This is a genomic window from Streptacidiphilus sp. P02-A3a (assembly GCF_014084105.1).
Lineage (GTDB): Bacteria > Actinomycetota > Actinomycetes > Streptomycetales > Streptomycetaceae > Streptacidiphilus.
On the sequence record NZ_CP048289.1, the window covers coordinates 7,665,912 to 7,689,427 of the forward strand.

Annotated in this window: 21 protein-coding genes; 6 read left to right on the forward strand and 15 right to left on the reverse strand. The window is 74.4% G+C overall.

The window, feature by feature from the left end:
• Nucleotides 1–42: 42 nt before the first annotated feature.
• From GXP74_RS32250 to GXP74_RS32270, 4 genes are all read left to right on the forward strand, one after another.
• Nucleotides 43–795: an ATP-binding cassette domain-containing protein gene (locus tag GXP74_RS32250; RefSeq protein WP_182454798.1), complete on the forward strand. Its 753-nt coding sequence runs from the start codon at nucleotides 43–45 to the stop codon at nucleotides 793–795.
• Between the two features lie 184 nt (nucleotides 796–979).
• Nucleotides 980–2,587, forward strand: a complete 1,608-nt coding sequence (locus GXP74_RS32255) for an FAD-dependent monooxygenase (protein ID WP_182454799.1) — start codon at nucleotides 980–982, stop codon at nucleotides 2,585–2,587.
• Between the two features lie 438 nt (nucleotides 2,588–3,025).
• Nucleotides 3,026–3,541, forward strand: a complete 516-nt coding sequence (locus GXP74_RS32265; protein WP_182454801.1) for a cysteine dioxygenase — start codon at nucleotides 3,026–3,028, stop codon at nucleotides 3,539–3,541.
• 2 nt (nucleotides 3,542–3,543) lie between these two features.
• Entirely contained in the window at nucleotides 3,544–3,951 is a 408-nt protein-coding gene (locus GXP74_RS32270) for a rhodanese-like domain-containing protein (RefSeq protein ID WP_225448356.1), read from the forward strand.
• 106 nt (nucleotides 3,952–4,057) lie between these two features.
• Here GXP74_RS32270 and rny read toward each other — a convergent pair whose 3' ends face one another.
• From rny to GXP74_RS32310, 8 genes are all read right to left on the reverse strand, one after another.
• Complete coding sequence (rny, locus tag GXP74_RS32275; protein WP_182454803.1) at nucleotides 4,058–5,458, reverse strand: ribonuclease Y; 1,401 nt, start codon at nucleotides 5,456–5,458, stop codon at nucleotides 4,058–4,060.
• Between the two features lie 185 nt (nucleotides 5,459–5,643).
• A complete protein-coding gene (recX, locus tag GXP74_RS32280) occupies nucleotides 5,644–6,342 on the reverse strand; it encodes a recombination regulator RecX (protein ID WP_182454804.1) in 699 nt (232 codons plus the stop codon).
• A 4-nt stretch (nucleotides 6,343–6,346) separates the two neighbouring features.
• Nucleotides 6,347–7,498: a recombinase RecA gene (gene recA / locus GXP74_RS32285; RefSeq protein WP_182454805.1), complete on the reverse strand. Its 1,152-nt coding sequence runs from the start codon at nucleotides 7,496–7,498 to the stop codon at nucleotides 6,347–6,349.
• A gap of 196 nt (nucleotides 7,499–7,694) precedes the next feature.
• Nucleotides 7,695–7,889 carry a DUF3046 domain-containing protein gene (locus tag GXP74_RS32290; RefSeq protein ID WP_182454806.1) on the reverse strand — a complete coding sequence of 65 codons (195 nt, stop codon included), beginning with the start codon at nucleotides 7,887–7,889 and terminating at the stop codon, nucleotides 7,695–7,697.
• 42 nt (nucleotides 7,890–7,931) lie between these two features.
• Entirely contained in the window at nucleotides 7,932–8,237 is a 306-nt protein-coding gene (locus tag GXP74_RS32295; protein WP_182454807.1) for an AzlD domain-containing protein, read from the reverse strand.
• On the reverse strand, nucleotides 8,234–8,968 hold the full coding sequence (locus GXP74_RS32300) for an AzlC family ABC transporter permease (RefSeq protein WP_182454808.1): 735 nt from the start codon (nucleotides 8,966–8,968) through the stop codon (nucleotides 8,234–8,236). Before GXP74_RS32300 ends, GXP74_RS32295 begins: the two co-directional genes overlap by 4 nt.
• A 19-nt stretch (nucleotides 8,969–8,987) precedes the next feature.
• The gene (locus GXP74_RS32305; RefSeq protein ID WP_182454809.1) at nucleotides 8,988–9,857 is read right to left on the reverse strand and encodes an AraC family transcriptional regulator; all 870 of its coding nucleotides are present in this window, start codon (nucleotides 9,855–9,857) and stop codon (nucleotides 8,988–8,990) included.
• 73 nt (nucleotides 9,858–9,930) lie between these two features.
• Nucleotides 9,931–11,451 carry an MFS transporter gene (locus GXP74_RS32310; protein ID WP_225448357.1) on the reverse strand — a complete coding sequence of 507 codons (1,521 nt, stop codon included), beginning with the start codon at nucleotides 11,449–11,451 and terminating at the stop codon, nucleotides 9,931–9,933.
• Between the two features lie 252 nt (nucleotides 11,452–11,703).
• On the opposite strand from GXP74_RS32310, the gene GXP74_RS32315 reads away from it, so the two are divergent.
• On the forward strand, nucleotides 11,704–12,342 hold the full coding sequence (locus tag GXP74_RS32315) for a TetR/AcrR family transcriptional regulator (RefSeq protein ID WP_182454811.1): 639 nt from the start codon (nucleotides 11,704–11,706) through the stop codon (nucleotides 12,340–12,342).
• Between the two features lie 31 nt (nucleotides 12,343–12,373).
• On the opposite strand, the gene GXP74_RS32320 is transcribed toward GXP74_RS32315, so the two are convergent.
• Entirely contained in the window at nucleotides 12,374–13,843 is a 1,470-nt protein-coding gene (locus GXP74_RS32320; RefSeq protein ID WP_225448358.1) for a S8 family serine peptidase, read from the reverse strand.
• Between the two features lie 259 nt (nucleotides 13,844–14,102).
• Here GXP74_RS32320 and GXP74_RS32325 point away from each other — a divergent pair, with 259 nt between their 5' ends.
• A complete protein-coding gene (locus GXP74_RS32325) occupies nucleotides 14,103–18,692 on the forward strand; it encodes an ATP-dependent helicase (protein WP_225448716.1) in 4,590 nt (1,529 codons plus the stop codon).
• On the opposite strand, the gene GXP74_RS32330 is transcribed toward GXP74_RS32325, so the two are convergent.
• The 6 genes from GXP74_RS32330 to GXP74_RS32355 all read right to left on the reverse strand — a co-directional run bounded on the left by GXP74_RS32330 (nucleotide 18,621) and on the right by GXP74_RS32355 (nucleotide 23,328).
• Nucleotides 18,621–18,905 carry a hypothetical protein gene (locus GXP74_RS32330; protein WP_182454813.1) on the reverse strand — a complete coding sequence of 95 codons (285 nt, stop codon included), beginning with the start codon at nucleotides 18,903–18,905 and terminating at the stop codon, nucleotides 18,621–18,623. The two genes, GXP74_RS32325 and GXP74_RS32330, sit on opposite strands and share 72 nt — an antisense overlap.
• Before the next feature lie 169 nt (nucleotides 18,906–19,074).
• Nucleotides 19,075–19,431 carry a helix-turn-helix domain-containing protein gene (locus GXP74_RS32335; protein ID WP_182454814.1) on the reverse strand — a complete coding sequence of 119 codons (357 nt, stop codon included), beginning with the start codon at nucleotides 19,429–19,431 and terminating at the stop codon, nucleotides 19,075–19,077.
• A 64-nt stretch (nucleotides 19,432–19,495) separates the two neighbouring features.
• Nucleotides 19,496–20,101, reverse strand: coding sequence for a CinA family protein (locus GXP74_RS32340; protein ID WP_182454815.1), 606 nt, complete (start codon nucleotides 20,099–20,101; stop codon nucleotides 19,496–19,498).
• On the reverse strand, nucleotides 20,098–20,715 hold the full coding sequence (gene pgsA / locus GXP74_RS32345) for a CDP-diacylglycerol--glycerol-3-phosphate 3-phosphatidyltransferase (RefSeq protein ID WP_225448717.1): 618 nt from the start codon (nucleotides 20,713–20,715) through the stop codon (nucleotides 20,098–20,100). Before pgsA ends, GXP74_RS32340 begins: the two co-directional genes overlap by 4 nt.
• 68 nt (nucleotides 20,716–20,783) lie before the next feature.
• Nucleotides 20,784–22,268 carry a 30S ribosomal protein S12 methylthiotransferase RimO gene (rimO, locus tag GXP74_RS32350; RefSeq protein WP_182454817.1) on the reverse strand — a complete coding sequence of 495 codons (1,485 nt, stop codon included), beginning with the start codon at nucleotides 22,266–22,268 and terminating at the stop codon, nucleotides 20,784–20,786.
• A 163-nt stretch (nucleotides 22,269–22,431) separates the two neighbouring features.
• Nucleotides 22,432–23,328, reverse strand: a complete 897-nt coding sequence (locus tag GXP74_RS32355) for a helix-turn-helix domain-containing protein (protein WP_225448359.1) — start codon at nucleotides 23,326–23,328, stop codon at nucleotides 22,432–22,434.
• Between the last annotated feature and the right edge of the window lie 188 nt (nucleotides 23,329–23,516).

Below are 23,516 nucleotides of genomic sequence, written 5' to 3' on the forward strand. Positions count from 1 at the left end.
TCGGCCTACCCTTCGCCCGACGTAGCCTCTGGGAGTCCCCGCATGGCGCAGCCCGCCGCCGACACCGGCGTCCTGGTGCAGCTGCGCGGCGTCAACAAGCACGTCGGGATGGTGCAGGTGCTCAACGACATCGACCTGGACCTGGCCCGGGGCGAGGTGGTCGCGGTGCTCGGCCCCACGGGTTCCGGCAAGTCCACGCTCTGCCGGGCCATCAACGGGGCGGAGCGGATCGACTCGGGCCGGATCACCGTGGACGGCCAGGCGCTGCCGCTCCGGCGCCGCGAGCGGGCCCGGATCCGGGCGGGCGTGGGAGTGGGCGTCGGCGTGGTCTTCCGCCCGTTCGGCTTCGACGCCTATCGGACCGTGCTGGAGAACGTGGCCACCGGCCGCTTCCGCTGGTGGGGGCCGGCCACCCCGCCCGGCGCCCGGCGCCGGGCCCGCGCGCTGCTGGAGCGCGTGGGCGCGGCCGAGCACGCGGCCAAGTTCCCCTGGGAGCTCTCCGACGAGGAGCAGCAGCTGGTGGCGACCGCCCGGGCGCTGGCCGGTGACCCGAAGCTGCTGCTGTTCGACCGGCCCACCCCGACGCTGCCGCTGGAACTGACCCGGGGTCTGGCCGCCGACGGGCTGAGCCTGCTGCTGGCCACCGACGACCCCTGCTTCGCCCGCTCGGCCGCCGACCGCGTGGTCTTCATGGACGGCGGCCGGATCATCGAGCAGTCGCCGCCGGCCGAGTTCTTCACCGTCCCGAGGACCGCCCGGGCCCGGGACTTCCTGGCGCGCACCCCGAAGTGCTGACCAGTGCTCCCGACGCGGGCTGCGACGCGGGTTGCGACGCGCACGGGGACGGCGCGCGGGCCGCACGCGCCACGAACCGGCGTACCCCCGACCCTGCTTGACGTCGCACCAGGTGATCTGTTGCAGTGCTCGGTATGACTGGCGCAGCCCGGGGCGGAACCCGCAGGTCTCTGGAGGGACGTCCGTGGACCCCGTGATCATCGTCGGCGCCGGTCCGGTCGGCCTGACCCTGGCCCTGGCGCTGGCCCGGCACCAGGTTCCGAGCGTCGTCCTGGACGAGGGCAACGGGGTGTGTCCCGAATCGGTGCGCTCCAGCGTGCTCCGTGCCGACACCGCCGACCTGCTGGCCCGGGTCGGCTACCAACGGGTCACCGCCGACGGGCGCGGCTGGACCGGCTGGCGGACGCTGCGGCGTGGTCGGGAACTCGCCAATCTACGACTGGATCCGGGCGAGGTGACGCACCTGGCCCAGCACCGGCTGCTGCGCGGGCTGCGGGACGCGGTGTCCGCGACCCCGCTGGTGCGACTGGTGCCCGGCTCCGCCGTGGCCGAGTTCGAGCAGGACCCGGACGGGGTCAGCGTCCGCACCGCGCGCACCTGGTGGCGCGGCAGCCACCTGGTCGGCTGCGACGGCCCCAGGTCCGTCGTGCGGCGGCAGCTGAAGGTCCGGTTCCCCGGCCACGCCGCCGCCGACCACTACGCCGTGGTCACCGTCCGCGCCGACCTGCCGCACCCGGGCGAGGCGCTGCTGCACCGCGACCCGCCGCAGTCCGCCGGGGCCCGCGAGGTCACCGGCCGTCCGCTGCCGGACGGTGTGTGGCGGCTGGACTGGCGGCTGCCGGTGCGCCAGCCCGCGCTCACCCCGGACGCCCTGATCGAGCACCTGCGCGGGACCCTGGCCGACTGGAGCGGCGGCGAGGTGCCGCCGTACGAGCTGATCGCGGCGGCCGACCACGTGGTCCAGCAGCGACTGGCCACCCGGTTCCAGGTCGGCCGGGTGTTCCTGGCGGGCGACGCCGCGCACCTGCTCGGCTCGCTCGGCATGCAGAACCTGGACGAGGGGCTGCGCGACGCCGACAACCTGGCCTGGAAGCTCGCCCTGGTCTGGCACAACTGCGCCACCGAGCGGCTGCTCAGCAGCTACCAGCAGGAGCGGCGCGGCTCGGTGATCGCCCGGCTGCGCTCGGCCGACCAGGCCAGGCCGCTGCTGCAACCCAGCACCCCGCTGCTGGAGGCCCGCCGCAGCGTGCTGTCCGGATCGCTGCGGCGCAACGCGACCCTGCTGTCGGACGGCAGCCTCGGCACCGGCCGACTCGGCTCCGCCCCCGCCTACCCCGGCGGCGGACGCGCCGCGCTCAGCCCGACGCTGCCGCCGACCAGCCCCGGGGTGCTCGTCCCCGACATCCAGGTGGTGACCACCGACGGCACCGTCGACCGGCTCCGGGCCCGGCTCGGCCGCGGGTTCCTGGTGGTCCTGGTCGCCCCCGGCACCGCCGTCTGGGCCAGCGACTACTGGCTCGGCGCGGGGCTGATGCCGCAGCTCACCGAGGCCACCCGGGCGCTGCCGCTGCCCGCCGAACTGCTGGTCACCGAGGCGTACCCGACCGCCGCCCCGCACACCGTGCTGCTGATCCGCCCCGACGGGCACCTGGTCGCGGCGCTGCGCGGCAGCCACCCGGACGACCTGTGGACCCTCGCCGACCGGGCCCGGGGCGGCTCCGCCGAGCTGCCGACGCCGCGCACCGACGCGATCTCCGCGGCGCGGGTTCCAGCAGATCAGGGGCGTGGCTGAGACCCGGACCGGGCCGCGGTCGACCTTGACGATCATGCGACCCCGTGCAACACTGCGCCCATGCGGCAGGGCAGGTGGCAGCGGCCACTCGGTGTTTCGGCGGCGGGCTCAGGAGTAGCCCCCCGGGACGTCGGCACGCCCCGCACGAAGGCGCTGATCAGCGCCGTACTGGTGCGTCGTACCCACCTCGACCTGGTCAGGTACCTGGGCGCGCTCTGTACACCCGGCTAGCAGGCAGCTAGCCGAAGCGCCGCCGCCGGTAACGCGGTCGGCCCCCCTTTGCGAACCAGCGCGGTAGTGCGTCCCCACGGCTGCCCGCGCCCTCGTGCACCCCCGTCGCGCTGCCACGCGCCGCCTCCGGTGCACCCGCACGCTCGTACGCCGCTTCCCCGCGCACTCCGCACAGCGCGCCGGAACGCATCGCCGAAGGAAACAGCCGTGTCAGACACGCTCACCGAATCGGACATCCCCACCCTCGCCGACCTGCTCGGCTTCGCCCGCGCCGTGGCTGCCGACCCGCAGCTCGTCGCCCGGCTGGAACTCCACCCGACCGAGCGCACCTGGGTCCGGATCGAGGGCCCCGAGGGCAGCGAGGCCTGGATCATCGGCTGGCCGCCCGGCACGGAGACCGGCTGGCACGACCACGGCGGCTCCAGCGGCGCGTTCGTCACCGCCAGCGGCGAGCTCAGCGAGCTGTCGCTGGGCGTGCCGATCCCCACCGACGGCTGGCGCAGCCTGGAACTGGCGGAGGGCGTCGACCGGCAGCGCAGCCTGCCCGAGGGCAAGGGCCGCTCCTTCGGCGCCCACCACGTGCACCAGGTGATCAACCCCTCGGACGGACAGCACGCGGTCTCCGTGCACTGCTACTACCCGCCGCTGCCGAAGATGCGGCGCTACCTGCGCAACGGCGACGTGCTGCGGCTGTCGCTGGTCGAGATCCCCGAGGAGTGGTGACCGTGACCGACCGCCCGACACCGCAGAGCATCGACCAGCTACTGGAGCGGGAACGTGCGTCGCTGCGACGGCTGACGCCCGGGCAGGCAGCCGAGGCGGCGCGGGCCGAGGGCGCGCTGCTGGTGGACATCCGCTATGCCGCGCTCCGTGAGCGGGACGGCACCATCCCGGGAGCGGTGGTGGTCGAACGCAACGAGCTGGAGTGGCGGCTCGACCCGCAGGGCGACTACCGGCTGCCCGAGGCCACCGGGCACGACCTGCCGGTGGTGGTGATCTGCAACGAGGGCTACGCCTCCAGCCTCGCCGCCCGCTCGTTGCAGGCCCTGGGCCTGCACCGGGCCACCGACCTGGTCGGCGGCTTTCAGGCCTGGGCGGCGGCCGGACTGCCGGTGACTCCCCCGGCCACCTGACGCTCCCCGCCACCTGACGCTCCCGGCCACCTGACACCCTCGGCCGGTTGACGCCCACCGTTCCCGCGACCACGCCCGCTGCCGACCAGGTCAGCGGGCGATCAGGTCAGCGGGCGAACTCGGTCGCGCGGCTCTCCCTGATCACCGTGATCCGGATCTGGCCCGGGTAGGTCAGCTCCTCCTCGACCTGCTTGGCCACGTCCCTCGCGATCACCTGTGCCTGGAGGTCGTCCACGGCGTCCGGGAGCACCATCACCCGCACCTCGCGCCCGGCCTGCATCGCGAAGACCTTGTGCACCCCCTCGTGCGCCCGGGCGATCGACTCCAACCGCTCCAGCCGGCGCGCGTACAGCTCCAACGACTCCCGGCGGGCGCCCGGTCGGCCACCGGAGCAGGCGTCGGCCGCCTGGGTCAGTACCGCCTCCAGCGTCTGCGGCGCCACCTCGTTGTGGTGCGCCTCTATCGCGTGCACCACGTCCTCGGTCTCGCCGTAGCGCCGGGCGAGGTCCGCGCCGATCAGCGCGTGGCTGCCCTCCACCTCGTGCGTGAGTGCCTTGCCGATGTCGTGCAGCAGGGTGCAGCGCCGCACCAGCGCGACATCGGCCCGCATTTCGGCCGCCATCATCCCGGCGATGTGCGCCGACTCCAGCAGATGCCCCAGCACGTTCTGCCCGTACGAGGTACGGAAGCGCAACCGGCCCAGCAGCCGCACCAGTTCGGGGTGCATGTCGGTGATCCCGACCTCGGCCAGGGCGTCCTCCCCGGCCCGCGCGCAGACCCGCTCCACCTCGACCAGGCTGCGCTCGTGCATCTCCTCGATCCGCAGCGGATGGATCCGGCCGTCCGCGATCAGCGCCTCCAGCGTCAGCCGGCCCACCTCGCGGCGCACCGGGTCGAAGCAGGACAGCACCACCAGTTCCGGCGTGTCGTCGATCACCAGGTTCACGCCGGTGACCGCCTCGAAGGAGCGGATGTTGCGGCCCTCGCGGCCGATGATCCGGCCCTTCATCTCGTCGGCGGGCAGCCGCACCACCGACACCACCGCGTCCGCGGTCTGCTCGGCCGCGATCCGCTGCACCGCCGTGGCGACGATCATCCGGGCCCGGGTCTCGGCCTCGGCCTGCGCCCGCGCCTCGATCTCCCGGGCGCTGCGCACCGCCTCCCGCTTGGCCTGCTCCTCTATCCCGCGCACCAGTTCGGCCCGGGCGGTGGCGGCGGTCAGCCCCGCTATCCGCTCCAGCTCCAGCCGCCGCTCGGTCTCCACCCGGGCCCGCTCGGCCCGCAGTTCCTCGCGCTGACGCGCCAGCGCGGCCTGGCTCTCCGCCGTCTCGACGGTCCGCTCGTGCAGGCGGTGCTGCTCGTCGTCCAGCCGGGCCTCGCGCTCGGCGCCGCGCTGCTCGCGGCGTTCGCACTCGGCGACCCTCTCCCGCGCGCCGCGCAGCAGCAGCCAGCCCATCAGGAGTACGGCCACCAGGACGACTGTTCCCGCGACCAGCGCGATCTCCATCGGACAAACCCCCCGTTCCGCCTTTGAGGAACCGCACGGCAGGAACCACGCAGCGTCACCGAAGGGCTTGCGGGCAGGGCCAGTCCAGTCACGCCCGCAGTGACTCCTCACTATGGGTGAGACTAAGTCCAGGTTACGAAACGGTCAAGATAGTGAACCAATCTGATCGACTGTTACCAGCTTCTTCACAGCTCCCGCTCAGCATCCAGCGCCTCGCGCACCACCCGCAGCGCCAGCCCCTCGGAGTAGCCGCGCCGGGCGAGCATTCCCGCCAGTCGCCGCAGCCGCACCTGGCGGTCCAGCCCGGCGGTCGAGCGGAGCTTGCGCTCCACCAGCGCCCGGGCGGTGGCTGCCTCCTGCTCCGGATCGAGCTGCGCGACCGCCTCGGCCACCACCGCGTTGTCGACACCGCGACTGCGCAGTTCCGTCGCCAGAGCGCGCCGGGCCAGACCCCGACCCCGGTGCCGGGACTCCACCCAGGCCTCGGCGAAGGCCGCGTCATCGACCAGTCCCACCTCCTCGTAGCGGGACAGCACCTCCTCGGCGACCTCGTCCGGGATGTCCCGCTTGCGCAGGGCCTCGGCCAACTGCCCCCGGGTCTTGGCCGATCCGGTGAGCAGCCGCAGGCAGATCGCCCGCGCCCGGACCGCCGGATCCGCCTGCTCATCGGCCGATCCGTCCGCGCCGTCCGCGCCGTCGGCGGCGGCGGACCCGGACCCTCGCCGGGAGCGCCCGCGCCGACCGAAGCCCCCCGCACCTCCGAAGTCGCCCGAACCGTCGAAGTCGCCCGGACTGCCCGCCTCGTCGACGGGGGGAGCGGTGAGCTCCTCCCCGCCGACACCGTTGGCGCACCAGTCGAGCGGCCCCCAGGCGTTCCGCTCCACGCCGTCAGCCCTTGGCCGCCGCCGGCTCCGCCGCCACCGCCGCCGCGGGCTCGGCCGCGGCAGCCGCCGCCTTGGCCTTGCTGGCGCGCGTGGTGACGGACTTGACCACCGGAGTGATCTCCCGCACCACCGGGGCGGCGTCGGCCTCGGTCGTGGGCTTGCGCGGACCGACGCCCAGCTTCTCCTTGATCTTGTTCTCGATCTCGTCGGCGAGGTCCGGGTTGTCCCGCAGGAAGTTGCGGGCGTTCTCCTTGCCCTGGCCGAGCTGGTCGCCCTCGTACGTGTACCAGGCGCCGGCCTTGCGGACGAAGCCCTGCTCCACGCCCATGTCGATCAGGCCGCCCTCGCGGCTGATCCCCTGGCCGTAGATGATGTCGAACTCGGCCTGCTTGAACGGGCTGGCGACCTTGTTCTTGACCACCTTGACCCTGGTCCGGTTGCCGACGGCCTCGGTGCCGTCCTTCAGCGTCTCGATCCGGCGGATGTCCAGCCGGACCGAGGCGTAGAACTTCAGCGCGCGGCCACCGGTGGTGGTCTCCGGGCTGCCGAACATCACGCCGACCTTCTCGCGGAGCTGGTTGATGAAGATCGCCGTGGTCTTCGACTGGCTCAGCGCACCGGTGATCTTGCGCAGCGCCTGGCTCATCAGCCGGGCCTGCAGGCCGACGTGCGAGTCGCCCATCTCGCCCTCGATCTCGGCGCGGGGCACCAGCGCGGCCACCGAGTCGATCACGATCAGGTCGACCGCGCCGGAGCGGATCAGCATGTCGGTGATCTCCAGCGCCTGCTCGCCGGTGTCCGGCTGGGAGACCAGCAGGGCGTCGGTGTCCACGCCGAGCTTCTTGGCGTAGTCCGGGTCCAGCGCGTGCTCGGCGTCGATGAAGGCGACGATGCCGCCGGCCTTCTGCGCGTTGGCGACCGCGTGCAGGGTGAGCGTGGTCTTACCGCTGCTCTCCGGTCCGTACACCTCCACCACGCGGCCGCGCGGCAGGCCGCCGACGCCGAGGGCGATGTCGAGGGCGATCGAGCCGGTGGGGATCACCTCGATCGGGGCGCGCGCCTCGTCGCCGAGCCGCATCACCGAACCCTTGCCGAACTGTCGTTCAATCTGGGCGAGCGCGGTCTCAAGAGCCCGCTCGCGGTCGTTCGCTGCCATTGATTCCACCCTGGGGGTCTGTGCTGAGCGCTTCATCACCAAAGACGCTAGCGCGCACCACTGACAATCCGCCCCGAACGGGCCCGCGCCTGTGGATAACTCGCCGCTACCCAGTATAGGGAACGTCAGTTCGATTATCGTTCGACAACTCGCCCGGCGCCCTCGTCCAGCCCAGCGCTACGCCTCTGACCTGCGGCTACTGCCGCGAGGCGGGTACCCCCATCGCCGCGCACACGGCGCGCCAGACGTCCTTGGTCTCCCAACCCGCGTCCAGTGCCTCGCGCACGGTCCGCCCGCCGAGCTCCGACATCACATGGTCGCTGGCGAAGCTCTCGGCGTAGCCGGAGCCGAACTGGGCGTTCATCTTCTTCCAGAACTCGGTCAGACGCATGTCTCCCGATGGTAGGCGAGAACGGCAGGCGGGACGGATCGCTCAGAGCAGCCGCACCAGCGCGGTGACGACCACCGCCAGCAGCACCACCACCAGGAACGGGGCGCGCCGCCAGAGCGCGGCCCCGGCGGCGGCCAGCCCCAGCGCGCGGGCGTCCAGGGTCAGTCCGTGGGTGCCCTGGCCGAAGGTCTGCAACGCGGTCAGCGCGGCGAGCAGGGCGATCGGCGCCAGCTCGGCGAAGCGGCGGACGGCGGGCCGGTCCAGCAGGCCCGCCGGGACGGAGAGCCCGAGCAGCTTGCACAGGTAGCAGCCGAGGGCGGTGGCGAGCACCGCGGTCCAGACGGTCATCGGCGCTCCCCCGCCCCGCCCCGGGCGCGGCGCAGCGCCAGCGCCAGCGGCACCGCGGCGACCGCCAGCAGCACCGGCGTCCCGCCCGGCAGCACCGGGACGGCGGCGACCGCGAGCAGCACGGCCAGCGCCGCGACCCCGCGCTCGGTGCCGCCCTCGCGCAGCCGTGGCCCGAGCAGCGCCAGGAACACCGCCGGTCCGGCGGCGTCCAGTCCGTAGCGGCCGGGGTCGCCGAGGGCGCCCGCGCCGAGCGCGCCGGCCAGGGTGGTGAGGTTCCACACCAGGTAGAGGCTGATCCCGGTGACCGTGAAGCCGATCCGGGCGGACCGCTGGTCAGGCTGGACCAGCGAGACGGCGGTGGTCTCGTCGATCACCAGCTGCGCGGCGAGCGGGCGCAGCGCCCGCGGGATCCGCAGCCGGGCCCCGAGCCGCAGCCCGTACAGGCAGTTGCGCAGGCCCAGGAAGAGCGCCCCGGCGACGGCGGCGGGCCCGGCGGCCCCGGCGACGAGCGCGCCGACCAGGGCGAACTGGGAGGCCCCGGTGAACACCAGCAGGCTGAGCGCGCAGGTCTGCGCGACCGTGAGGTGGGCGGCGGCCCCGGCGACGCCGAAGGCCGCGCCGGACGCGCCGACGGTGAGGCCGACGGTGAGCGAGTCCCGGGTCACCGCGCGGTCGGACGGTCGCGGCGGTGGCGCGACCGGGGGTGGATCGGTCTGTTGGAGTGCCGTCATGCCGCCATGGTGGCCGGGGTCAGCGGGTGGATTCTTGTACGTTCCTGCGCTCCGGCGGCGGTCGGCGCGCGGCGGTGTTGGCCCGGCGGTAGGCGCCGGGCGGGACGCCGATGATCCGCCGGAAGTGCCGGGTGAGGTGGGCCTGGTCGACGAAGCCGACGCTGACGGCGGCGTCGGCGGGGGCGGTGCCGGTGTCGAGCAGCCGCCGGGCGGTGCTGACCCGGTGCTGCGTCAGCCAGGCGTGCGGCGGCAGCCCGTAGGCGCTGCGGAAGGCCCGCAGCAGCGGGAACGGGCGGGCGCCGGTGGCGGCGGCCAGCTCCTCCAGCGTGGGCGGGTCGGTGATCCGGGCGGCGAGCAGCTCGCGGGCGAGTTCGGCGGCCCGGCGTCCGGCGGCGGGCGGCCGCGGGCCGGGGCGGCGGGCGGTGGTGTGCGCGCCCACCGTCCGGGCCAGGGCGAGCCGCAGCAGGGTGCTCGCGGCCAGGGGCTGGTTCTGCTCGGCGGCGGCGTGCACCTGGTGCACCAGCCGGGTGAGCTCCTCGTCCACGACCACCGCGGTCCGGAAGCCGGGGGTGCCTGACCCCCCGCCCAGCTCCTCGGCGACCGAGGCCAGGCTGGCCACGCTGGGGTAGAGCACCTGGTAGCTCCAGCCCTCGGGGACACCCGCGTGCCCGGTGTGCAGGGTGTCCGGGTCGACCAGGGCCAGGCTGCCCGCCGGGGCCACCTCCACCGCGCCCCGGTACCGGAAGGCCTCGACGCCGGAGGTGATCGCGGCGATCACATAGGTGTCGTGGGTGTGCTTGCCGAAGGTGTGCCGGACATAGCGGGCGTCGAGCAGGTCGACCGCGGGCAGCGCCGGGTGGGTCCAGTAGTGTGCGCGCTCCTCGGTCATGGCCGCCTCCTCGGCCCATCCTCGCACCGCCGGGGCCGCGCCGCGGACGGCGGCGGCCCCGGCCGGTCGACGGTCAGTGCGCGACCAGTTCCCCGGTGTCGTGCTCGGCCCCGGCCAGGGCGCTGGTGTGCAGGTCGCTCCGGCGGATCAGGGCGAAGCCGATCAGCGCGGCCAGCGCGGCGATCCCGCTGCCGAGCAGCAGCACCTGGTCCAGGCTGTGGACGAAGGCGCTGCGGGCGGCCAGGTCGACCGGTCCGGCCAGGCGCGCGGGCAGCGCGCGGGCGAGCTGGTCGCCGCCGCCCGAGGCCACCGCCTGGCCGAAGGCGTGCGCCTGCGGTCCGAGCAGGCGGCCGCCGGCGGAGGAGCCGAAGTCGCTGGTGACCCGGCTCTGGAAGAGCGCCCCGAGTCCGGCGATCCCGATCGCGACGCCGACCTGCTGGAAGGTCTCGCCCATGCCCGCCGCCATCCCGGCCCGCCCGGGTTCGACCACGGCGATCGACAGCGAGGCCCGGGGCGGGTTGAACATGCCCATCCCGGCGCCAGTGGTGATCATGCTGGGCAGCAGCGCCGTCCAGGTGCTGTGCACGTCCACCAGCGAGACCAGGGCCAGGCCGACGGCGATCAGCGTGAGCGAGACGCCGACCAGTACCCGGGGCGCGATCCGCACGGTGAGGCTGCCGGTGACGGCGGCGGTGACGAACAGGGTCAGCGTCATCGGCAGGAAGCGCAGCCCGGCGGTCAGCGGCGAGGCTCCGAGGACGTTCTGCATGTACGAGACCTGGAGGAAGATCGCCGACATCCCGGCGGCGTTGGCGAGCAGGGTCGCCAACGAGATCCCGTTGAAGGTGCGGATCCGGAACAGCGACAGGTCGAGCATGGCGTCCGCGCCCGCCCGGCGCTCGACCGCGGCGAACACCGCGAGCAGGACCAGGCCGCCGCCGAACATGGCGATGATCGGGGCGCTGGTCCAGCCCTGGTTCTCGCCGCGCAGGAAGCCCAGCACGAGCAGCACCAGCGCGGCGGAGGAGGTGGTCAGCCCGGCCCAGTCGATCCGGTGCGCGCCGGGTTCGACCGACTCGCGCAGCCGGAACCGGCCCAGGACCATGGCGGTGATCCCGATCGGGACGTTCAGCAGGAAGATCCAGCGCCAGCTGAGGCCCTGGGTGAGGCTGCCGCCGATCAGCGGGCCGAAGGCGATGGCGAGCCCGGAGACGCCGCCGAAGACGCCGAAGGCGGTGGCCCGGTCCCGGCCCCGGAACTCCTGGCCGAGCAGCGCCGGGCCGACCGCGAACAGCACCGCGGCGCCGATCCCCTGGGCGCCCCGGGCGAGGTTCAGCGCGAGGATGCCGGGAGCGGCCCCGGCCGCCAGCGAGGAGAGCGTGAAGATCGCGAATCCGGCGGTGAAGACCCGTTTGCGGCCGAGCCGGTCGGCCAGCGAGCCGCCGGTGAGCAGGAAGGCGGCGAGGGTGAGCGCGTAGGCGTCGAGCACCCACTGCAGGTCGGCGAAGTCGGCGTGCAGGGCGGTGCGCAGGTCGGGCAGCGCGACGTTCACCACGGTGAGGTCGAGCATCAGCATGAAGGTGGCGATCGACACGATCGCCAGCGTCCACCAGCGGCCGGAGGTCGGCGCGGCGGCCGACGGGATCGGTGGTCCGGTGGTCGCGGGGTGGTGACGGCAGACATGGCTGTCCCCTTGAGGGTGCGTCGGCAGGTGTGGGCACACGACGAGTGCAAAATACGAGTCATCGCTCGCATTCGATGGTCCGAGAATACGAGTCATTGCTCGTGTTAGTCAATGCACCTAGACTTGCGCCACAGCTGAGCAGGACACGGCCTGGAGGCGGGTGTGACGGAGCAGGTGGACCGGGCGGCGCCGACGGCCGCCCCCAGGAAGCGGCAGGCCCGCGGCGAGCGCCGGATGGCGGAGCTGCTGGACGCGGCCGGACAGGTCTTCGCGGAGTCCGGCTACTCGGCGACCACCACCAACGCCATCGCCGCCCGGGCCGGGGTCTCCCCCGGCAGCCTCTACCAGTACTTCCCGAACAAGGACGCCATCGCCGACGCGGTCGCCGAGCACTACACCGCCGAACTGCGGCTGCTGATGGACCAGGTCCTGGCGCCGCTGCCGGCCGGGGTGACCCTGACCGGGCTGCTGGACCTGGTGATCGAGCCGCTGGTGGAGTACCACCTCAGCCACCCGGCCTGCATCGTGCTCTTCATCGGCCCGGACTCGCCGCAGCGGCTGGCCGCGATGCACCAGCCGCTGCACGACGCGATGCTGGAGCGGATCAGCGCGATGCTCGCGGTGCTCGGCCCGCGGGTCCCGGCCGACCGGCTGCACCGTTCGGCCGAGGTGGCCGTGCACATGTTCAAGGGCGTGCTGCCGCTGGTCCTGGCCGCCGCGCCGGAGGACCGGCCGCGCTACGTCGCCGAACTGAAGCTCAGTCTGGCCGGTTACTTCGGCCTGCTGCTGGACCCGGCGTAGCGCGGCGGCCCACCGGCAGCCGGGCGGCGGCTCACCGGCGCGGCACCTCGGCCAGGCCGTAGCCGAAGTACGCCCCGCCCAGGCAGTCCGGGCCGGTCAGCCGACCGGACGGGCAGTCCACCGGCAGCGCCGCCGCCTCCAGGTCGCGGGTCAGCTGCGCGCTGCCCACGCCCGGGTGCAGCGCCGCCTCCACCGCCGCCGCGCCGCTCACCGCCGCCGCCGCCATCGAGGTCCCGGCCAGCGCCGCGTAGCCGCCGCCGGGCCAGTCGGAGACCACCGCCTGCCCGGGCCCGCCGTCCGGGTCGCCGCCGGGGGCGGCCAACTGCACCTGGCCCGCACCCCAGTTGGAGTACCCGGCGAGGTTGCCGTCGCGGTCGACGGCGGTCACGTCGAGCACCCCGGGCAGCCCGCCGGGCAGCCGGATGCACTCCGCGCCGAGGCGGCGCGCGGTCGGCCTGCGGCCGTCCGGGTGGTCGTTCGGACTGCGGTCGTCGGTGCGCGGGCCGCCCAGGTTCTGCGCGTCGTTCCCGGCCGAGGCGACCACCACCGCGCCCCTGCCCTGGGCGTAGCGGACGGCGCGGCCGACCGCGGCGATGATCGCGGCCTGGTCCTGGTTCTCCGGGCAGTTGTACTTCCACGGGTCGGCGAAGTAGCTGTCGTTGATCACCCGCGCGCCGTGGTCGGCCGCCCACAGGAAGCCGCAGACCAGGTTCTCGCCGTAGTACTGCCCGACGCCCCCGAGCAGCCGAACCGCGGCGATCCGCGCGCCCGGGGCGATCCCGGCCACGCCGTCCCCGGGGCGGTCGGCCGCGATGATGCCGCTGACGTGGGTGCCGTGGCCGCTCTCGCCGACCGCCGGGTCGGGCCGCCAGGCACCGGGGGCGGTGTCCGGGCTGCCGGTGGCGCAGGAGACGGAGCGGCTGGGATCGACCGCCGAGCGCAGGTCCGGATGGGTGTCGTCGACGCCGGAGTCCAGCACCGCGACCACCGTCCGGCGCAGCCCGGTGCGGTCGGCCGAGGCGCCGCCCATCATCCGCAGGCTCCACTGCGGGCGGCCGTGCGGGTCGGCGGCGGCCGGGACGTCGTCGGTCGGGAGCAGTTCGCCGGACCGGTCGTCGATCGACCTGGTCGGTCGCCCCCCGGCCCGCGCCCAGGCGCCGCGCGGCTGGTCGGGCAGCGGCACCGAGTGGCTGGCCCCGGCGGCGGCGATGCCCGGCGCGGACCGCACCCGGGCGGCGAAGGCCGCGCCGGGGCCGTCCGCGAGCAGGACGCCGATCTGCGGGTAGGCCTGCGCGACCCGGCCGCCCGCGGCCCGGACCGCGTCCTCGGCCACCGGCACCCCGCCCGGGCCGTCCTGACCGGCCACCACCAGGTAGGCCAGCTCCGGCCTGGTCGCGCCGTCGATGTACGGCACCGCGCCGCTGAGCAGCAGGACCGCCAGCACCAGCACCATCCCGCAGCGGGCGAGCGGGATGGTGTGTCCTTGCTGACTCGGCCGCACTCGCGCCTCCACTGCTCGGAAACTGCCCGGAAACCGCTGGGAACCGCTGGGAACCGCTCAGGACCGCTGGGAACCGCTCGGGCCGGACCTTCAGCACCGAGATATTCATACGATATGAGTGGATATCGCTTCACGCTCGCGCTCGCCGCCCGTCGGGCGCACATGGTTCGCCGGACTTGTCAGTGCCGCGGTGCACCATGGGGTCATGGCCGGACCAGAGAACCCACGCCACCGCGCGCCCGCCGTCGAGCCCGACCCGATGGCGGGCTTCGCCGCGCCCGCGCGGGCCTGGTTCACCGGGGCCTTCCCGGCCCCCACCGCCGCCCAGGCCGGGGCCTGGCGGGCCCTCGGCGAGGGCTCCGACGTGCTGGTGGTCGCCCCGACCGGCTCCGGCAAGACCCTCGCCGCGTTCCTCTCCGCGCTGGACCGGCTCTCGGTCACGCCCCCGCCCGCCCAGGCGCGGCGGCGCTGCCGGGTGCTCTACGTCTCCCCGCTGAAGGCGCTGGCGGTGGACGTCCAGCGGAACCTCCGGGCGCCACTGGCCGGGCTGCGCCAGGCCGCCGGACGGCTCGGCCTGCCGGAGCCGGAGATCGAGGTCGGCATCCGGTCCGGCGACACCCCGCCGGCCGAGCGCCGCCGCTTCGCCACCCATCCGCCGGACATCCTGATCACCACCCCCGAGTCACTGTTCCTGCTGCTCACCTCCGCCGCCAGGGAGGCCCTGCGCGGTGTCGAGACGGTGATCCTGGACGAGGTGCACGCGGTCGCCGGGACCAAGCGCGGCGCGCACCTGGCGCTCTCGCTGGAGCGGCTGGACCAGCTGCTGCCCGCCCCCGCCCGGCGGATCGGGCTGTCGGCGACCGTCCGCCCGGTGGACGAGGTGGCCCGCTGGCTGAGCCCGCAGCGCGCGGTGACGATCGTTCAGCCGCCGTCCGAGAAGCGCTTCGACCTGTCGGTGGTGGTCCCGGTCGAGGATCTGGGCGAGCTGTCCGGCGGCGCGGCGAAGCAGGACGACCCGGAGCGCGCCGCCTCGATCTGGCCGCACGTCGAGGAGCGGATCGCCGACCTGATCGAGGCCCACCGCTCCACCATCGTCTTCGCCAACTCCCGCCGGCTGGCCGAGCGCCTCTGCGGGCGGCTGAACGAGATCGCCCACGAGCGGGCCACCGGCGCGCCGCTGCCGGACGCGGGCTCCCCGGCCGTGCTGATGGCCCAGGCCGGTTCGGCCAGGGGCGCGCCGCCGGTGCTCGCCCGGGCGCACCACGGCTCGGTCTCCAAGGAGCAGCGCGCCGACGTCGAGGAGCAGCTGAAGTCCGGTCTGCTGCCGGCCGTGGTGGCCACCTCCAGCCTGGAGCTCGGCATCGACATGGGCGCGGTGGACCTGGTGGTCCAGGTCGAGTCGCCGCCCTCGGTGGCCTCCGGGCTACAGCGGGTCGGCCGGGCCGGGCACCAGGTCGGCGCGGTCTCCACCGGCGTGGTCTTCCCCAAGTACCGGGGCGACCTGGTGCAGTCGGCGGTGGTCACCGAGCGGATGCGCGGCGGCTCGATCGAGGCGCTGCGGGTCCCGCGCAATCCGCTGGACGTCCTCGCCCAGCAGATCGTCGCGATCACCGCGCTGGACCCGTGGGACGTCGACGAGCTGCTGGCGCTGGTCCGCCGGGCGGCGCCGTTCGCCGCGCTGCCGCAGTCGGCGTTCGACTCGGTGCTGGACATGCTGGCCGGGCGCTACCCCTCGGACGCCTTCGCCGAGCTGCGCCCGCGGGTGGTCTGGGACCGGGTCGCGGGCACGGTCACCGGCCGCCCGGGCGCCCAGCGGCTGGCGGTGACCTCCGGCGGCACCATCCCGGACCGGGGGCTGTTCGGCGTCTTCCTGGCCGGGGCCGACCGCGGGAAGGGCGGCGGCCGGGTCGGAGAGCTCGACGAGGAGATGGTCTACGAGTCGCGGGTGGGTGACGTGTTCACCCTGGGCACCTCCTCCTGGCGGATCGAGGACATCACCCACGACCAGGTGCTGGTCACCCCCGCGCCCGGGGTGCCCGGCAAGCTGCCGTTCTGGCACGGCGACTCGCTGGGCCGCCCGCTGGAGCTGGGCCGGGCGGTCGGCGCCTTCCTGCGCGAGCTCGGCGGGCTCGACCCCGAGGCGGCGACGGCGCGGCTGCACGCGGCCGGTCTGGACGACTGGGCCGCGTCGAACCTGCTCGCCTACCTGGCCGAGCAGCGCGCGGCCACCGGCCACCTCCCGGACGACCGCACCATCGTGGTCGAGCGCTTCCGCGACGAGCTCGGCGACTGGCGGGTGGTGGTGCACTCCCCCTTCGGCGCGCAGGTGCACGCCCCCTGGGCGCTGGCCCTGGGCGCCCGGCTGGCCGACCAGCACGGCCTGGACGCGCAGGTGATGCACGCGGACGACGGCATCGTGCTGCGGCTGCCGGACGCCGACCTGATGGACTTCCCCGATCCGGACGCCACCGGCACCGGCGGCACCGGACCGGACGAGGCCCCGATCGGCGCCGACGCCGCCGTGTTCGACCCGGCCGGGATCGAGCGGACGGTCACCGACCAGGTCGGCGGCTCGGCCCTGTTCGCCTCCCGGTTCCGCGAGTGCGCCGCCCGGGCGCTGCTGCTGCCCCGGCGCAGCCCCGGTCGGCGTACCCCGTTGTGGCAGCAGCGGCAGCGCTCGGCCCAACTGCTGGCGGTGGCGTCCACCTTCGGCTCCTTCCCGATCGTGCTGGAAGCCGTCCGCGAGTGCCTGCAGGACGTCTTCGACGTGCCCGGGCTGGTCGAGCTGATGGGCGACATCGAGTCCCGCCGGGTGCGGCTGGTCGAGGTCACCACCCCCGAGCCCTCGCCCTTCGCCCGCTCGCTGCTGTTCGGCTACGTCGCCCAGTTCCTGTACGAGGGCGACTCCCCGCTGGCCGAGCGCCGGGCGGCGGCGCTGGCACTGGACTCCCGGCTGCTGGCGGAGCTGCTCGGCCAGGCCGAGCTGCGCGAGCTGCTGGACCCGGCGGTGCTGGCGGAGCTGGAGGCGGAGCTCCAGCGGCTCACGCCGGACCGCCGGATCAAGGACCGGGAGGGGCTGGCCGACGCGCTGCGGATGCTGGGCCCGCTGACCGCCGAGGAGCTGACGGAGCGCGGCTGCGAGCCGCTGTGGCCCGCCGAGCTGGAGGCCACCCGGCGGATCATCCCGGTCCGGATCGCCGGCGCCCCGCACTGGGCCGCGGTGGAGGACGCCGGACGCCTGCGCGACGCCCTGGGCACCCCCCTGCCGGTCGGCGTGCCGGAGGCGTTCACCGAGCCGGTGCGCGACCCCCTCGGCGATCTGCTGGCCCGCTACGCCCGCACCCACGGCCCGTTCGCCGTCGCCGACGCGGCCGGGCGGTTCGGCCTCGGCCCGGCCGTGGTCCAGGGCGGGCTGCACCGGCTGGCTGCGGGCGGCCGGCTGGTCCAGGGCGAGTTCCGGCCGGGCGGGAGCGGCCTGGAGTGGTGCGACAGCGAGGTGCTGCGGCGGCTGCGGCGGCGGTCACTGGCGGCGCTGCGGCACGAGGTCGAGCCGGTGCCGCCGCGCGCCCTGGCCGCCTTCCTGCCGCAGTGGCAGCACCTGGGCAGCCATCGGCTGCGCGGGACGGACGGCCTGCTGCGGGTGGTGGAGCAGCTCCAGGGGGCGCTGGTGCCCGCCTCCGCGCTGGAGCGGATGGTGCTGCCGTCCCGGGTCGCCGACTACTCCCCGGCGCTGCTGGACGAGCTCACGGCCTCCGGCGAGGTGCTCTGGTCCGGCGCCGGGGCGCTGCCCGGCAAGGACGGCTGGCTCTCGCTGTGCCCGGCCGACAGCGCGCCGCTGCTGCGCCCGGCCCCGCTGCCGCTGGAGTTCGGCCCGCTGCACCGGGCGCTGCTGGCGGCGCTGGCGCCCGGGTACGGGCTGTTCTTCCGGCAGCTGGCCGAGCAGGTGGCGCAGCAGGGGCTGACCGCCGCTCCGGCGGAGCTGGCCGCCGCCCTGTGGGAGCTCACCTGGTCCGGCTACCTGACCAACGACACGCTGGCCCCGCTGCGGGCGCTGCTCGGATCGGGCCGGACACCGGGGGCCACCGCCCACCGCGCACCGAAGTCCGCCCCCCGCGCACGCTACGGGTCCGCGCGCCCGTCGGCCCGCGCGGCGACGCTGCCGACCACGGCCGGGCGCTGGTCGCTGCTGCCCGCCCCGTCGGCCGATCCCACCCAGCGCGCGCACGCGCTGGCGCAGACGCTGCTGGACCGGCACGGCGTGGTGACCCGGGGGGCGGCCCAGGCCGAGCGCGCCCCGGGCGGCTTCGCGGGGGTCTACCGGGTGCTCAGCGCGCTGGAGGAGAACGGCCGGGTCCGCCGTGGCTACGTGGTGGAGGGGCTGGGCGCGGCCCAGTTCGCCGGGGACGGCGCGATCGACCGGCTGCGCGCGGTGAGCGCCGTCGTGGCCGCTCCGGCCGAGCTGGGCGGGCGCGGCGACAGCGGCGGCCCGGACGCCGTGGTGCTGGCCGCCGCCGACCCGGCCAACGCCTACGGCGCGGCCCTGCCCTGGCCGGAGGCCGCCTCCGGGCACCGCCCCGGCCGCAAGGCGGGCGCGCTGGTGGTGCTGCTCGACGGCGAGCTGGCCTGCTACCTGGAACGCGGCGGCAAGTCCCTGCTCAGCTGGGCGGAGTCGGCGGGACAGCTGGAGGCCGCCGCCGAGGCGCTCACCCGGGCGCTGCGCGCGGGCCTGCTGCCCGACCTCACGGTGGAGCGGATCAACGGCGAGTCCGCGCTCACCTCAGAGCTCAGCCCGGTCTTCGAGGCCGCCGGGTTCCACCCCGCCCCCCGGGGGCTCCGGCTGCGGCGCTGAGCCGGTCCGGCCCGGGCCGCGTATCCAGGGGGCGCTGTGCACCGGCAGCAGGCTCAGCGTCCAGCCGCCGGCGAACAGCAGCCGGGCGCCGCCGTGTGAGCCGAACGCGCCCGCGAGCAGCGCCCCCCAGCAGGCGGCGCTGAGCAGCAGGGACAGCGCCCAGCCGAACGGGCCGCGCCGGGAGGGCAGCAGGGACAAGGACGACCGGGGCACAGCGCACCACCTCGTGCCTGGGAGCGGTCTGGATCGGTTACCGAAAAGTCATCCTGGCACACGGTCGGTTTATCGACATTTCGAGCACCGGTCCCTCGCCGCCCTCCGACAGCACGGCAGGCCCTGCCCCGATCGGGGCAGGGCCTGCCGAAGCACACCGGGGAGAGGGTCAGGCCGCGACGACATCCATCGCACTGGCCTTGGGCACCAGCGAGGGCACCCGCTCGGAGGAACTGGCCGGTACCGTCACCGGTTCGACCAGGACCGGGCGTACCGGCTCGCTGGCGGCGAGTTCGGCGAGCGACAGTTCATCGCTGACCTCGCGCATGACCTCGGACATTCGCACGTCCAGGGCGTAGCAGATGGCGGAGAGCAGCTCGGAAGAGGCTTCCTTCTGGCCGCGCTCGACCTCGGACAGGTAGCCGAGGGAGACCCGCGCAGCGGCAGAGACCTCGCGCAGGGTGCGGCCCTGGCGCTGGCGCTGCCGACGCAGGACGTCACCCAGCAGACGACGGAGCAGGATCATCGGTGGCTCCCTCCTTGGACCGCGGCTCGACACGTCACTGCCCCACCGTACCGCTTGACCCGCATCACGTGCGGGGAGCCCGGTCGTGTTCACTCTGGGCTGTATCCATGGCCCCTCCCCTGGTGTTCGCGGTATGGACGCTGAGGCTTCCCGTTGCGTCACTTGTCCTATTCCCGGTAGGACCACTCCTACTAACCCTCCGGGACCGCACAGCATCGCCCAAAAGTTCGAGTGCGACCTCCACGGTCCTTCGTCGGATTGTGGCACGGCCCGGTGCGAGCTGGAGCGAGGAATGCGATAGTCCGCCTGGTCCGGCGACTGCCAGGTGTACCGTGCCCACCGGCTTGCCGTCCTGCGGATCGGGTCCGGCGACACCGGTCGTGGCCACCCCGTAGTCGGCGCCCATGAGCCGCCGCACGCCCTCGGCCATCTGCGCGGCCACGTCGGCGTCCACCGGGCCGCGCTCGGCCAGCAGCGCCGGATCCACGCCCAGCACGGACGCCTTCAGCTCGGTGGCATAGGCGGTGACCGAGCCCCGGAAGCTGCGGGAGGCGCCGGGAACGGCCACCAGCGCCGCCGCCAGCAGGCCCCCGGTCAGCGACTCGGCCACGGCCACGGTCGCGCCGACCGCCTCCAGCTCCGCCAGTACCCCGGCGGCGTCGCCGGTCACCGCCGGCCGCCGGTCCGGGCCTCGCGGCGCAGGGTCACCGCCTGCCGGATGTAGTCCAGGCCGGTGACCACGGTCAGCACCACTGCCAGCGCCATCAGCCAGGCCCGGGCGGTGGCCAGCGGCCCGGTCAGTACCAGCACGTACATGCCGACGGCGATGCCCTGGGTCAGGGTCTTCAGCTTGCCGCCCTTGCTGGCGGGGATCACCCCGATCCGGATCACCCAGAAGCGCATCAGGGTGATCCCGATCTCACGCACCAGGATGACCACGGTCACCCACCAGGGCAGGTCACCCAGTGCGGAGAGGGCCACCAGGGCGGTGCCCATGATGGCCTTGTCCGCGATCGGGTCGGCGATCTTGCCGAAGTCGCTGACCAGGTCCATCCGGCGGGCCAGCTCGCCGTCGAACAGGTCGGTGATCATGGCCAGGGCGAAGGTGGCCCAGGCCACCGCCCGCCACTTGGGATCATGCCCGCCGTCGGCCAGCAGCAGCGCGGCGAAGACCGGGACGATCAGCAGCCGCAGCATGGTCAACAGGTTGGGAATGTTCCACAGACTGGGCTCCGCCCGAGACGCGGACGCGCGTTCGACGGCAGTCTCGGGTGCCTCGGGCACGGGCTCGGCGGCAGCGCCCTCGGCGCCTCCGGCGAGACCGCCGCCTCTGACTCCCCCCTGGCCTGATGTCACGCGCCCACCTCGGCCCCGACCGCCTCGGCCACCAGGTCCACACCCGCGCTGGCGATGACCTTCGCGACGACCAGGTCGCCGACCTTCACCGAGTCCGGGACGCCGACCAGGCTGGTGATGCCGTCGGTCTCGGGGGCCTGGTGGTCGGCCCGGCCGATCACGCCCTCCTCGTCGTCGACCGACTCGATCAGCACCGTGACGCTGCTGCCGACCCGCTCCTCGGCGCGCTGCGCGGTCATCTCCTCGGCCAGTCGCGTGATCTTCGCCACACGCTCGGCGATGACCTCCTCCGAGAGCTTGCCCTGGTAACCCTCGGCCTCGGTGCCCTCCTCGTCGGAGTAGCCGAAGACCCCGATGGCGTCCAGCCGGGCGTTGCTGATGAAGCGTTCCAGCTCGGCCAGGTCCGCCTCGGTCTCGCCGGGGAAGCCGACGATGAAGTTGGACCTGGCACCGGCCTCCGGGGCCTGGGCGCGGATCTCCTCCAGCAGGCCCAGGAAGCGGTCGGTGTCCCCGAACCGGCGCATCCGGCGCAGTACCTCCGGCGCGGAGTGCTGGAAGGACAGGTCGAAGTACGGCATCACCCCGGGCGTCGAGGTCAGCGCCTTGATCAGGCCCGGACGCATCTCGGCGGGCTGGAGGTAGCTGACCCGGATCCGGTCGATGCCCTCGGTCTCGGCGAGCTCCGGCAGCAGCGTCTCCAGCAGCCGGATGTCACCCAGGTCCTTGCCGTACGAGGTGTTGTTCTCGCTGACCAGCATGACCTCGCGGACGCCCTGCTCGGCCAGCCAGCGGGTCTCGTTCAGCACGTCCGAGGGGCGGCGCGAGAGGAAGGAGCCGCGGAAGGCCGGGATGGCGCAGAAGGAGCAGCGGCGGTCGCAGCCGGAGGCCAGCTTCACCGAGGCCACCGGGCTGTCGTCCAGGCGGCGGCGCAGCGTGCGCGGGCCGGAGACCGGGGCGACGCCCTCGGGCAGGTCCGCGATCACGACCTCCGGCTCCGGGGCGGCTCCGTGGCCGGGGACGGCGACCGCGCCGCCCTCGGCGGCCTGCTGCCGCTCGACCGGGCTGAGCGGGAGCAGCTTGCGGCGGTCGCGGGGGGCGTGCGACACGTGGTGGCCGCCGGACAGGATGTTCTGCAGCCGGTCGGTGATGTCGGCGTAGTCGTCGAAGCCGAGGACCGCGTCGGCCTCCGGCAGCGCTTCGGCGAGCTCCTTGCCGTAGCGCTCGGCCATGCAGCCGACGGCCACGACGGCCTGGGTGCGGCCGTGGCCCTTCAGGTCGGAGGCTTCGAGCAGGGCGTCGACCGAGTCCTTCTTGGCGGCCTCGACGAAGCCACAGGTGTTGACGACGGCGATGTCGGCATCGGCGGCGTCGTGGACGAGTTCCCAGCCGTCGGCTTCCAGGCGCCCGGCGAGTTCCTCGGAATCGACCTCGTTTCGGGCGCAACCAAGGGTGACAAGGGCGACTGTGCGGCGTTCGGACATGACGCCAAGATTACCGAGGTTTTCCCGAAGGTGGCGCGAGGGGGCGAACCCGCAGGCCCGCGGGGCTACGACGGGGGTTCGCGGTGGGGTGCGCCGCGGGTCCGCGGCGGCTGCGGACCGCGGGCCCGGGACCGGTGTCGGCGGGGCCCGGGACGGCTGCGGGTCAGCTGGTCCGCAGGCCCTTGAGGGTGGCGTTGGCGTTGACGACCTGGCCCTCGGCACCGGGCTTGCCGGTGTCCTTGCCGTTGACCCACAGGTGCACCGCCCCGGCGTTGCCGAAGACCAGCGAGAGCTGCCTGGAGTCGCTGAAGGTCTGCGCCGAGCCCTGCGCCAGGTCGTCGCGGTACAGGGTCTGGCCTGCGGCGTTGGTCACCTGTAGCCAGCTGTCCCCGGTTTCCGCGCTGACCTTCAGGGTGACCGTCTTCGCCGGCGCCGCGACCGGTTTGGCCCCCGGTTTGGCGGGCTTCGGCGCGAGCGCGGGCCGGGGCGCGGTACTGGGCCGGGCCGAGGGGACGATGGTGCTCTCCACCGCCGTGTTCCTGGTCCTGCCGTCGGCCAGGTTGAAGCCGATCACGGCGACCACCACGATGGTCGCCGCCACCATCGCGCCGGTCCAGTTGGCCCGGCGCCGCTCCGGCCGCAGCTGCTCGGCCTCGAACATCGGCAGCGGCCGGTTCGCCACCGGCGCCCCGCCGTGGGCGTCGTCGTACTGGCCCACCAGCAGGTCGCCGTCGGCGCGGACGGCGCGGGCGAGGGAACGGATGTGGCCCCGGGCGTAGAAGTCGCCGCCGCAGCGGCTGAAGTCGTCCTGCTCGATCGCCTCGATGATCGGCACGCGCACGCTGGTCTCCGCGGCCACCTGCTCCACGGTGAGCTCGGCCGCGAGCCGCGCGGTGGTCAGCACCTGCCCGATGCCGGGCGCCGAGTCGTCGTGCTTGGGGCCGGACTTGCGGCCGGACCTGGAGTCCGCCGCGGGGGGCTTCGCCTTCGGGTCCGCCGGGAGGGGGGTGGTGGGGGCTGTTCGGCCGGGGCCTCCGGATAGGGATGTGCCGCTGGTCACAGTTAAGCCTTTCGAGCGTTGGCCACCTGCTGCCACACCTTCGCGCGAGGACGGAAGCGGAAAGCGTCAGCTGATCATCATTTAAGGACGGGGGCGGAACCCCGACAAGCCGGACTCGTCCGAAAGGAGCACCCACCCCACGTGCCGGTCGGTCTAACGCCCGGCCCCGGGCCGCCGATGTGCCCGGC